Source organism: Ruegeria sp. YTSC003 (assembly GCF_059609785.1).
In genome coordinates, this window is the sequence record NZ_JBXWMK010000003.1 from 288328 (window position 1) to 299669 (window position 11342).

Consider the following 11342-nt stretch of genomic DNA (forward strand, 5'->3'; position numbering starts at 1 on the left):
TATGAGGGCGTCATGACCCAAACTGCCGATCACCCCCGTATCCGCCTGAAACCCAAAGCCAACGCACGTGGCCTGCGCCACGGTTTTCCGTGGGTGTATGCCAATGACATCGTGACGGACCGTCGGACACGAAAGATCCCAGCAGGGGCTTTGGCGGTGCTTGAGGATGACAAACGCGCGCCCATAGCGCTGGTTGCGGTGAATCCTGACTCCAAAATCATGTGCCGCGTTCTGGACCGCGATCTGGACGGGCAACTGGACGCAGCGTGGTTCGAAACCCGCCTGCGCCGCGCGCTCGAGATGCGCGAACGCCTGTTCGACGCACCCTATTATCGCCTGATCCATGCTGAAGCGGACGGCTTTCCCGGTGTCATCATCGACCGGTTTGGCGATGCCTGTGTGATCCAACCCAATGCCGCGTGGGCCGAGGCGCATCTGGAAACTCTGACCGAGGCTTTGGTCACTGTCACCGGCGTGACAACCGTGCTCAAAAACGCCTCGGGGCGAACCCGAGGGCTGGAAGGCTTGGACGACGTGAACGTTACACTGCGTGGTACAGCGCCAGATGCGCCGCTACCAGTGCCGATGAATGGCGCGACCTATATGGCCGATCTGACCGGCGGCCAGAAAACCGGTCTGTTCTACGACCAACGGCCTAACCATGCTTTCGCCGCGCGATTGGTGCAACCGGGCGCGCAGGTATTGGACGTCTTCAGCCACGTGGGTGGCTTCGGACTGGCCATGCTGGCTGGTGGTGCAGGGCAGGCGCTGTCTGTGGATGGATCTGCAGCCGCGCTGGATCTCGCGACCAAAGGGGCCGAGGCCTCTGGTTTTGCTGACACGTTCCAAACCCGCCAAGGCGACGCCTTCGAGGTCCTGACCCAATTGGGCGAAGAGGGCGCGCAGTTCGACGTCGTCATCTGCGATCCGCCCGCCTTTGCGCCTTCCAGACAAGCGCTGGACGCGGGCCTGCGCGCCTATGAACGTGTGGCCCGCTTGGCGGCAGCTCTGGTCAAACCCGGCGGCTATCTGGGCCTGTGCTCGTGCTCGCACGCGGCTGATCTGGGCCGGTTCCGCGACGCGTCGTCTCGTGGGATTGGTCGGGCAGGGCGACAGGCGCAGCTGATCCATACAGGCTTTGCCGGACCCGACCATCCACAACTGCCGCAACTGGCTGAAAGCGGCTATCTCAAAGCTGTGTTCTACCGGCTGTGAAGGCAGTTCTGGATACCTGCGTCATCTACCCTACGGTGATGCGAGAGATGCTGCTCGGCGCTGCCAAACTAGGCCATTTTACTCCCGTGTGGTCGGCGCGCATCCTCGAGGAATGGGCGCGTGCGGCTCGTAAGCTGGGCCCAACAGGCGAGGCTCAGGCACGCGCCGAAATCGCACTAGCGCAGACCAATTGGCCGAAAGCCGAGTTTCCTGCGGCAACCAATGTCGAACAGCGGCTCTGGCTGCCGGACAGCGCAGATATCCACGTTCTGGCAACGGCTGTTGCATCCTCGGCGGACGTGATCGTAACTGTCAACGCCAAGGACTTTCCCCGAAACATCCTGTCCGAGGAAGGGCTGGACCGCCGTGATCCGGACAATCTGTTGCACGGCTTCTGGCAATCCGATCCCGACGGCATAAGCGGCACAGCCAACCGTGTCCTGGCCGAGGCCAACCGCCTGTCGGGCGACCAATGGACCTTGCGCCCGCTGATGAAAAAAGCCCGTCTCCCACGCCTGGGCAAAGCGCTCTCTACGTAATCGGTATCCAGCTTCATCTGGCTAAAAATATCCCGGAGAGCGCGATAGGCTGGCCTCTCGGTGTTAGATCAGCCACGGGTCCAACGCTGCTCTAATGCCTCCAGGGCAGCGATCCGTTCGTCCGTTTTCGGATGGCTCATCAACCAGGCGGGCACAACGCCAGCACGCTGCTGCGTCAGGTCTTCCAGCTTGTGAAACAACGACTTCTGCGGTCCGATTCCGATCCCGGCTTTGGTCAGCAAAGCGGCGGCATACTCATCAGCTTCATACTCATCACTGCGCGACAGGCGCGACGCCAACAGGTGTGTCAGCATATTGGCAATCCACGCGCCGATGAACGGGATAAAGCGGTTCAGCAGCATCATCAAAGCGGCCCGCAGCGCATTCTGCCCGGAAAAATCGATCATCCGGCGGCGCGCATGCCCCAGTGCCACATGACCCAATTCATGCGCGATGACGCTGGCCATTTCCTCGGCGGAAACCTCGCCACTGCGAAATTTGCGGTAGAATCCACGCGTGATGAAAATCCGCCCGTCAGGTGCTGCCAAACCGTTCACCGGGTCAATCTCATAGATGTAGACCGGCACCCGGTCGATCTCTAACGCTGCAGCCAGCCGGTCGGTCATGCGTTTCAGGGCAGGGTCGGCCAGCTCGGTGGATTTTGCATCCAGATCCTTATGTGTGCGCCAGACGGAAATCCGGTACATCACAAGGGCATAGGCAATGGCCAGCAGGATCGGGGTCAGACGTAGCATCTTACAAATATGGTTCCGGGCCGGGGATTAGGCAACCGCGCTTGAGCTTTTGTGCCATAAAGGTGAATGGGTCCAATTCTCGCCCATTTTCCCGCATAGCACGAATTCGATGCAAGGTTTTCAACAAGGTAGATTTTGTTATGAAGAGTTTCTGTTTGCGGATGTACATATTTTGCCTGCGATCATTGGGGATGTACGGCATTCTTGTGTCTGTAGCATCGGCCGGGGCGCTGGCCGTCGGCTTTTCTAAGGGGTTCCACATTGGACCGTTGGTTTTGTCCACATCGATTGCGTTAGCTATCAGTTTGGCGATGGCCATTTCGAAGCTGACGCCAAGTTGGCTGGCTGACCCCGCTGGAATGATCAAAGCCTTTGTCATTTTTGTGGGCTCGGGGCCGCTCGTTCTTCTATTCGGGATCGTCAGTATGACCGTAGTTCTGCCCATGGAACTAGACGCTTCACTGGGTAAATCGCTTTCTATTCTGATCGCGCTTCCCGCATGGGCTTTGGGGGTTGGTTTGGGCTGGACCGCCCTAATTTATGGAATTCTGCCGGACAAAAGCCAGCCCGGTCCTTCACCGCTGCCCGGCGCAGCACCTCCGCCGCCACCGACTACAAGCGCTGATTTGCGAAGCCTACGTCAGTCCCGTATGAGTCGATGAGTACTGAAGAAACGCGCCCATTCATATCGGCTTAGTCGTCGTTTCGGCGGCTTGCGCGGCGCATTTTTACAATCAATATATCGTCACAGTGTGAAACACAGTGGCTGCCAGACTTGTCGCAGGGCAGGTCGCGCCATAACTTTGAAATTATGTGGTCATTTGCCGATATCCGCCCGGCCTATAGCAGGGCTGAACGTGTCAGTGATGGCGTTGTTCATATCCTTGGCGTCACTGCGGCTATCGTTGCCGTTCCGGCGCTGATCGCGTTGACCGCCCTATACCGGACTGAGCCTGCTGCGGTTCTTGGGGTCTCGGTCTACGGCTTCACTCTTATTCTGATGCTGTCGTTTTCGGCTTTGTACAATATGGTACAATCTGATCGATGGAGTGAGTTGCTGCGCCGCCTCGATCACTCGGGGATTTACGTCAAAATTGCAGGTACTTACACGCCATTCATCTTACTTTCCGGTGCCCCAATGACCGGACTCATGATCGGTCTTTGGTCATCTGCGACCCTTGGATCAATCCTGAAAATGATCGACCCTCACCGGTTCCGTTGGTTTGGTTTGGCGCTGTATGTGTTGATGGGATGGGCGTCCGTCTGGGCGGGTCAATCGCTGCTGGCCGACTTGTCGCAGCCTGTTGTGGCGCTGATGATCACCGGAGGCATCGTCTATACCGCGGGCATCGCCTTTTATCTTCTGGATTGGTTGCCGTTCCACAACACAATCTGGCATGTCTTCGTTCTGACAGGCAGCGTGTTGTTTTTCCTTGCGGTTTCGTTCCGTATTGCCTGGGCGCCGGTCCTGCAGATATGACGGTCAGCGGGTCAGTTCCCGCATCCCCTGTTCCAAACCGGCCAGCGTCATCGGCACCATGCGGTCCTCGAAAACCTCGCGGATCATGCCGATGGAATGGGTGTATTCCCAGTACTTTTCCGGCACCGGATTGATCCACAGATTTGATGTCCACTGCTCGCGCGCGCGCTGCAGCCAGACCTGACCGGCTTCTTTGTTCCAATGTTCGTTCGCGCCTCCGGGATAGGCAATCTCATAAGGGCTCATCGAGGCGTCGCCGACGAAGATGCACTTGTAGTCTGAACCATAGGTGCGCAGTACTTCGTGGGTCGGAGTCTGCTGATCCCATCGGCGGTGATTGTCACGCCAGACGCCTTCATACAGGCAGTTGTGAAAGTAGTAATATTCCAGATGCTTGAACTCGGTTCTTGCAGCGGAAAACAGCTCTTCGACAACTTTGATATGTGGATCCATCGAGCCGCCCACATCCAGAAACAACAGCACTTTGACTGCGTTGTGACGCTCGGGGCGGGTTTTGACGTCGAGATAGCCATGTTCGGCGGTGGCGCGGATGGTGCCGTCCAGATCCAGTTCCTCGGCCGCACCTTCGCGGGCCCAGCGACGCAGGCGCTTCAGCGCGACCTTAATATTGCGCGTACCCAGTTCAACCGTGTCGTCCAGGTTCTTGAATTCGCGCTTGTCCCACACTTTTACGGCGCGCTGATGACGGCTTTCCTTCTGGCCGATCCGCACACCTTCGGGGTTATAGCCATAAGCCCCGAACGGCGACGTCCCGGCGGTGCCGATCCACTTGTTGCCACCCTGGTGGCGGCCTTCTTGATCCTTGAGACGCTCACGCAACGTCTCCATCAGTTTTTCAAAGCCGCCCATGGCCTCGATCTCGGCTTTTTCTTCGTCTGACAGGTGTTTCTCGGCCATCTTGGCCAGCCATTCGGCTGGGATATCGACAGCTTCGAGCACCTGATCAAAGCTGATCTCTTCCAGACCTTTGAAGCTGGCGGCAAAAGCTTGATCGAACTTGTCGATATTGCGCTCGTCCTTCACCATCGAAACGCGAGCGAGGTAATAGAACGCCTCGACATCATAGGTCGCCAGACCCTTTTTCATGCCTTCCAGAAAAGTCAGATACTCGCGCAGTGATACGGGAATGCCAGCTTTGCGGAGGTTTTCGAAAAAGGGCAGAAACATGCGTTAACCCACCAAACGAACCAGGATCAGGGAAAGCACCAGACCTACAATGGCAAATGCGATGCCGTAACCGGCCGCATATTGGGCAATATCCGCGCCGCTGCCATTGCGTTTGCGAGCCTTCATCGCGCCAAGGATCGCCCCCAATAACGCCATTCCCAAAACTACGACCATGCGTTATCCGCCTCTGTTGTTGGTGGACGGACCTTCGGCAACTTCCTGCATCAGCGACCGGACCACGACTTCCGAGCCAAAGCCGTATCGCGCCCATGCCAGACTGTCCAGCCTGACGGTACGTGCCTGTTTCGGGCGTCCGGCCTGATTGAGCGCTTCGGATTTCAACAGTAACAGAGTGGCCAATTGAGATGCGTTTTCGGCCCGCGACATGACTGCAATTGCCTTGTCCAGTTCGGGCAGTATCTCTGGTCCTTTTCCCTGCGAAAGCGCGAAGGCCGCGGTTTGCGTTGTCACATAAGCCTGATGAATTTCAGTTCCCGGAGCAGAGCGCAGAAATTGCATGGCAGTTTCGTAGTGTCGGATCGCTTCTTGCGGATTGTCGAATTGCGCCATGCGGCCAAGAATATAATGCGGATACGCCCGCCGATGGTCGGTCCAGCCCTGTTCCTGCCCGATCTGAACCGCTCTTTCCGCGGCTTTCACCCGGTTGCGTGTGCTTGGCCTTGATCCAAGCGACTTTTGGACGGCGTTGATCCACTCGCGCGGTGTGTCCGAAACAGGTTGCGCCGGCAAAGTATCGCCGCGCGGGTTCAGTCGGCTGAGAATGCCGGGCAGGACGGCCTGGACTTGTTCGCGTGTCATGCCGCTGCGCAATTGGGGCGAATAAGCCGTGCGCAGGATCAGCATGTCAAAACCGGTCAGAATGGTGTGGATGTTGTCGTCGTTGAACACCGAATCCGGCAGGTGATACAGGTCATTCAGCGGCCCCAGAGCCTGTGCCAGTTCCTCGTGCAGGCAGTCGCGCTTTTCCTGCGGGCTCACGTCATAGGGAATGAAAATGCCCAGCCGTTCGCGGCTGCGCAGCGCGGTCCAACTGCTCTTCCGTTTGCGCCGGTCCTGTCGGTATTCCTCAAAGCTGGATGCGTTGGGAACCACGAAACAGGCGGCTTGCGGCAAGATGCGTTGGATCTGCTCCTGGCTGACGGCCTCGATTGTTATGTTGGCCTGGCCCTCCGTCATCTGGCGAATGTCGATCCCGGCCTCGCGTTGTAGACGCGTCAACAACCGGGTCAGATCGCGCTGCATTGACGGTGTGGGTGATCCAGTAAGCCGAACGGTGACGGGGCCCTCGAACCGGGTGAATACGGGCAGGGTGGCGCCGCCTTCGAGCGCGAAGTGCAAAGAAAGGAAATCGGCTGCAATATTAGCGTTCGACCTAGCGGGTGGTCTTGGTCGGGTTGACGTGAACGCTTTGGCGGGCGGCAGGTTTGCCTCGATCGCCTTAACGCGTGTTGGCGGTTCAGGGGTGGTGACCGCGGTGCATCCGGCGACGGCAAAGCCAAACAGGACCGCTGCGACCCTGATCATGGGCGTTGATACCGGATAAAGGGCGTTTGCTTGCCGATCCGGTCATAGAGCTTGCGCGCTGTGTGATTGAACTCTTGTGTCAGCCAATAGACAGAAGGCGCGCCTTGCCGGTCGGCCTCGTCATAGACTGCCTGTATCAAGGCGCGGCCAACGCCGGTTCCGCGCGCCTCGGGCCGGGCGAACAGGTCTTGCAGATAGCAAACGCTTTCCTCTTTCCACGCATGGCGGTGAAATAGGTAATGGGTCAGGCCAACAAGATGACCATCCGCTTCGGCCACGAAACAGGAAAAATCATTGGGATCATCCCCAAGCAGCCGTGCGAAGGTGCTGTCATATGTCTGCTCTGGCACGGTCGTTTCGTAGAACGCCAGATAGTCGCGCCACATCTCGGCCCATTCGGCGCGATCTTCGGGCTGCAGCGCCCGGATATTAAGGGTGTCAGACAAGCATTGGCTCCTATGTCGTCAGGCCGGACTGCCCGACGACGCCGGACGGCCTTTTGGCCAATGCTGACACCCGGCCCCCCGCAAGGCAAGCGGGGATCCCCAAGTGTTCAATATTCTCAGCGTTTGCTGCGTGCCATGAAGGCGAGACGTTCAAACAGGTGAACGTCCTGTTCGTTTTTCAGCAGCGCGCCGTGCAACTTGGGCAACGCATTGGCCCCGTCGCGTTTGAGATCCTCGGCGGTCAGGTCTTCGGCCAGCAACAGCTTGAGCCAGTCCAGCACTTCCGAGGTTGACGGTTTTTTCTTCAACCCCTGCGTTTCACGGATTTCGTAAAACTGGGTCAGCGCTGTGGTCAGCAATGCATCCTTGATGCCCGGGTGGTGCACGTCGACGATCCGGCGCATGGTCGCCTCATCCGGAAAGCGGATATAATGGAAGAAACAGCGCCGCAGGAACGCGTCGGGCAGTTCCTTTTCGTTATTCGACGTAATGATCACAATCGGTCGGATTTTGGCTTTGATGGTGTCCCCGGTTTCGTAGACGTGGAACTCCATCTTATCGAGCTCTTGCAGCAGGTCATTGGGAAATTCGATATCGGCCTTGTCGATCTCGTCGATCAGTAGCACGACTTTCTCATCAGATTCAAAGGCCTGCCACAGTTTGCCCTTGCGGATATAGTTCGACACGTCATGCACGCGCTCGTCGCCCAACTGGCTGTCGCGCAACCGGCTGACCGCGTCATATTCGTACAGGCCCTGCTGTGCGCGGGTGGTGGACTTGACGTTCCACTCGATCATCTTCAGCCCCAGCGCACCGGCAACCTGCTTGGCCAGTTCGGTCTTGCCGGTTCCGGGTTCACCCTTGACCAGCAGGGGGCGTTCCAGCGTAACGGCGGCATTCACTGCAATTGTCAGGTCATCGGTGGCAACATATTCGGCTGTACCTTGGAAACGTGCGGTCATGGGCCCCTCATTCAATATCGCGCGGCATGTGTCCTTGGGGTTATAGCGGGGTGAAAAATTTGACAAGACAGGTCGCTGCGTCGCGCAGGGCGAAATTGACGTGCGACTCCAATGCCTTTGGTTGATTCGGATGCCAACGTAGGGCGCGACAATTTTGGGAACGCCCCAAAAATGCCTGTCAATTTTCACAGAAAAACAAGGATTTGTTGTTTAAAGTCTCATATTTAGACGACCTGAAACAGCACGCAGCCGGGCTAAGTTTCCATAGTGACATTCCCCCCGCTGTCGGATAAACGCTCCGCAGAAGGGGATTGCCGCATGTCAGGTGAAGCAAAGGTGACCGGCGTTGCAGGCCACACCGAGGGAGCAAAAATGAAGCAGGAAGTATTTCTGCCAGAGGATTATCGTCCAGCCGAAGACGAACCATTCATGAACGACAAGCAGTTAGAGTATTTTCGTCGTAAGCTGCTGGATTGGAAAACTGAACTTTTGGCAGGCAGCCGCGATACGATCGAAGGGCTGCAGGACAACACTCGCAACATTCCGGACGTCGCAGACCGCGCAAGCGAGGAAACTGATCGTGCGCTGGAACTGCGGACACGTGATCGCCAGCGCAAGCTGGTGGCCAAGATTGACTCGGCCCTGCGTCGGATCGACGAAGGCGAATACGGATATTGCGAGAAGACGGGCGACCCGATTTCGCTGAAACGTCTTGATGCGCGCCCGATTGCGACGATGACGCTAGAGGCGCAGGAACGCCACGAGCGCCGCGAAAAGGTCCACCGCGACGATTGATCGCTGGAAAAATCAGAATTCTCAAACGCCGGGGTCTTTTGCTCCGGCGTTTTTGCTTTAAGCCAGTGATATGAATATCAACGGTCTGAAATTTGGCATCATCGGTGGTGGTATCGGTGGGATCGCCGCCGCTCTGGCGTTGCGGCAACGCGGCGCTCAGGTCGTGGTTTTTGAGCAGGCAGCCGAATTGACCGAGGTCGGCGCCGGCTTGCAGATCAGCGCCAACGGAATGGTCGTACTGCGTGCTCTGAACGTTGTCGGTGAAACGCCGGAGGGGGGCCAGCGGTCCCACGGAACGGTGTTGCGCGACTATCGGGCAGGGCGATCTGTCAGTGAGATACCGGCACCGGCCGCTGGACCGACCTACTACTACCATCGTGCTGACCTGCTGGGATTGCTGCACAAAGCAGCGCTTCGGGACGGTGTCGAGTTTCGACTGGGCGCACGAGTTGCGCAGGTGCGCAAACATCCCTCCGGATCCGAGATTATTCTGGAAGATGGAACAGACCGGCACGTTGATTGTGTGATTGCCGCCGACGGTGGGCGAAGCACGATCCGCGCAGACCTGAACGGGCCCGAAGCACCAAAATTCACCCATCAGGTGGCCTGGCGCGCGACGATTCCTTGGGCGCGTCGCGATCCCAAACCGCGCGCCGTTCTGACGATGGGGCCGGGCCGGCACGTTGTCACGTATCCTCTGCGCGATCACACTTTGATGAACGTTGTCGCGATCGAGGAACGATCCGATTGGCAGGAAGAAGGCTGGCGCCGACGCGGCGACCCCGAGGAACTGCGCGCTCGATTTTCCGACTTTGGCGGCGTGGTCGGGGAAATTCTGGGGCAGGTACAGGAACCCCACATCTGGGCGTTGATTCTGCGACCCGTCGCAGAACGCTGGCAGAACGGGCGCATTGCATTGTTAGGGGATGCGGCTCACCCGACACTCCCCTTTATGGCGCAGGGTGCCTGTCTTGCGCTTGAAGATGCGTGGGTCCTGGCCCGATCTTTTGATGATCAATCCGGGATAGAGCAGGCGCTGTCCACCTATGAAACCCGCCGTCACCGAAGGGCGCAGCGCGTGGTGGCTGCGGCTGGTGCCAATGCCCGAAATTTCCACCTGCGCGGCCCGATGCGGTTGGCCGCACAGGCGGCTCTGATGGCGGTCGGGCCACGATTGTCTCGGAAATACGACTGGATATACAGCTACGACGCGACGGCCTGAGGTTTCACAGGTCCAAGTCGACCCAGACCGGGACATGGTCCGAGGGCTTTTCATGCCCGCGAATCTCGGCATCAATCCTGCAATCGCGCAACAGATCGGCGGCCTGCGGCGTAAGAAGAAAATGGTCGATACGGATCCCGTCATTCCGGTTCCAGGCACCGGCCTGGTAGTCCCAGAACGAATAATGCTCAGGACCTTGGGTGACGGCGCGGAACGCTTCCGTGAACCCCAGATTCAGGATCTTGAGAAACGCGGCGCGGCTTTCCGGCCGGAACAGAGCATCCTCGCGCCATGCATCTGGACGTTTTGCGTCTTCGGCCTGCGGGATGATGTTGTAATCCCCAGCCATTAGCGCGGGCTCTTCGCTCGTCAGCAAATCGCGCGCGCGGTCATATAGCCGCTCCATCCAGGACAGCTTGTATTCGTATTTCGGACCCGGCACCGGGTTACCGTTCGGCAAATACAGACCGCAGATCCGAAGGGCTTTTTTGCCAATGACGGTCGCCTCAATCCAACGGGCCTGTTCGTCCTCGTCGTCACCAGGAAGGCCCCGAGTCACATCTTCAAGTGGCAGCTTGGACAGGATCGCCACGCCGTTGAAGCTCTTTTGCCCGTGGGTTTCGACGTTGTAACCGCGCTCTTCAAACAGCTCGCGGGGAAAATTCTCGTCGATCGACTTGATTTCTTGCAGCAGCACAACGTCCGGCTGCGCGTCATCCAGCCAACGGGGCAGGGCTTCGGCCCGCGCTTTGATGCCGTTAATGTTGAACGTGGCGATTTTCATGCGCGATCCTCCGGCTGGCTGCCGGTTGATCTATCCCTTAACCGCGCGGGCAGAGCAAGCTCACATTGAAAATGAAGTGCCGCAGCCGCAGGAAGAGGTTGCGTTGGGGTTCTCGATCACAAACCGCGCGCCGATCAGTTCCTGCGTAAAATCGATCACCGCGTTTTCCAGAAACGGCAACGAAATCGCGTCGACGATCACTTTCTGGCCTTTGCCTTCCAGCACAAGGTCGTCTTCTTTCGGTTCGTCCAGTGCGATTTCGTATTGAAATCCGGAACATCCGCCGCCTTCCACTGCGACGCGCAGGGCTTGTCCCTGATCGGCTGCACCGATCTCGGCGAGACGTTCAAAGGCGCGTTCTGTAACTGTGGGGGGCAGATTCATGCCAAACTCCAAAGGTTTATTTCCTTT

General features: G+C 58.1%; 14 protein-coding genes. 6 read left to right on the forward strand and 8 right to left on the reverse strand.

From position 1 onward, the window contains the following. Positions 1 to 12 precede the first annotated feature (12 nt). Both AC2FFH_RS08420 and AC2FFH_RS08425 read left to right on the forward strand, forming a co-directional pair. Positions 13 to 1215, forward strand: a complete 1203-nt coding sequence (locus tag AC2FFH_RS08420; RefSeq protein WP_496844191.1) for an RSP_2647 family RNA methyltransferase — start codon at positions 13 to 15, stop codon at positions 1213 to 1215. Continuing rightward, positions 1212 to 1754, forward strand: coding sequence for an RSP_2648 family PIN domain-containing protein (locus AC2FFH_RS08425; RefSeq protein WP_496735778.1), 543 nt, complete (start codon positions 1212 to 1214; stop codon positions 1752 to 1754). Before AC2FFH_RS08420 ends, AC2FFH_RS08425 begins: the two co-directional genes overlap by 4 nt. Before the next feature lie 68 nt (positions 1755 to 1822). On the opposite strand, the gene AC2FFH_RS08430 is transcribed toward AC2FFH_RS08425, so the two are convergent. Continuing rightward, positions 1823 to 2509, reverse strand: coding sequence for a M48 family metallopeptidase (locus tag AC2FFH_RS08430; protein ID WP_496723279.1), 687 nt, complete (start codon positions 2507 to 2509; stop codon positions 1823 to 1825). A gap of 191 nt (positions 2510 to 2700) precedes the next feature. Here AC2FFH_RS08430 and AC2FFH_RS08435 point away from each other — a divergent pair, with 191 nt between their 5' ends. Continuing rightward, positions 2701 to 3171 carry a hypothetical protein gene (locus AC2FFH_RS08435; protein ID WP_496782652.1) on the forward strand — a complete coding sequence of 157 codons (471 nt, stop codon included), beginning with the start codon at positions 2701 to 2703 and terminating at the stop codon, positions 3169 to 3171. Between the two features lie 149 nt (positions 3172 to 3320). Then, complete coding sequence (gene trhA, locus AC2FFH_RS08440; RefSeq protein WP_496767032.1) at positions 3321 to 3989, forward strand: PAQR family membrane homeostasis protein TrhA; 669 nt, start codon at positions 3321 to 3323, stop codon at positions 3987 to 3989. Positions 3990 to 3992: 3 nt separating this feature from the next. Here trhA and AC2FFH_RS08445 read toward each other — a convergent pair whose 3' ends face one another. The 5 genes from AC2FFH_RS08445 to AC2FFH_RS08465 form a co-directional block, all read right to left on the reverse strand. Beyond that, the gene (locus tag AC2FFH_RS08445) at positions 3993 to 5177 is read right to left on the reverse strand and encodes a vWA domain-containing protein (RefSeq protein WP_058274514.1); all 1185 of its coding nucleotides are present in this window, start codon (positions 5175 to 5177) and stop codon (positions 3993 to 3995) included. 3 nt (positions 5178 to 5180) lie between these two features. Continuing rightward, positions 5181 to 5351, reverse strand: a complete 171-nt coding sequence (locus AC2FFH_RS08450; protein WP_186437468.1) for a hypothetical protein — start codon at positions 5349 to 5351, stop codon at positions 5181 to 5183. Positions 5352 to 5354: 3 nt separating this feature from the next. After that, positions 5355 to 6722: a DUF2927 domain-containing protein gene (locus AC2FFH_RS08455; RefSeq protein ID WP_496844192.1), complete on the reverse strand. Its 1368-nt coding sequence runs from the start codon at positions 6720 to 6722 to the stop codon at positions 5355 to 5357. After that, positions 6719 to 7168 carry a GNAT family N-acetyltransferase gene (locus tag AC2FFH_RS08460; protein ID WP_496735772.1) on the reverse strand — a complete coding sequence of 150 codons (450 nt, stop codon included), beginning with the start codon at positions 7166 to 7168 and terminating at the stop codon, positions 6719 to 6721. Before AC2FFH_RS08460 ends, AC2FFH_RS08455 begins: the two co-directional genes overlap by 4 nt. Positions 7169 to 7284: 116 nt before the next feature. Then, positions 7285 to 8130 carry an AAA family ATPase gene (locus AC2FFH_RS08465; protein WP_496767036.1) on the reverse strand — a complete coding sequence of 282 codons (846 nt, stop codon included), beginning with the start codon at positions 8128 to 8130 and terminating at the stop codon, positions 7285 to 7287. Between the two features lie 372 nt (positions 8131 to 8502). On the opposite strand from AC2FFH_RS08465, the gene dksA reads away from it, so the two are divergent. After that, a complete protein-coding gene (dksA, locus tag AC2FFH_RS08470) occupies positions 8503 to 8925 on the forward strand; it encodes an RNA polymerase-binding protein DksA (protein WP_058274529.1) in 423 nt (140 codons plus the stop codon). A 70-nt stretch (positions 8926 to 8995) separates the two neighbouring features. Next, the gene (locus tag AC2FFH_RS08475) at positions 8996 to 10147 is read left to right on the forward strand and encodes an FAD-dependent monooxygenase (protein ID WP_496844193.1); all 1152 of its coding nucleotides are present in this window, start codon (positions 8996 to 8998) and stop codon (positions 10145 to 10147) included. A gap of 4 nt (positions 10148 to 10151) precedes the next feature. Here AC2FFH_RS08475 and xth read toward each other — a convergent pair whose 3' ends face one another. Together xth and AC2FFH_RS08485 are read right to left on the reverse strand one after the other, a co-directional pair. Next, positions 10152 to 10931, reverse strand: coding sequence for an exodeoxyribonuclease III (gene xth / locus AC2FFH_RS08480; protein WP_496767038.1), 780 nt, complete (start codon positions 10929 to 10931; stop codon positions 10152 to 10154). A 60-nt stretch (positions 10932 to 10991) separates the two neighbouring features. Continuing rightward, a complete protein-coding gene (locus AC2FFH_RS08485) occupies positions 10992 to 11315 on the reverse strand; it encodes a HesB/IscA family protein (RefSeq protein ID WP_058277565.1) in 324 nt (107 codons plus the stop codon). Between the last annotated feature and the right edge of the window lie 27 nt (positions 11316 to 11342).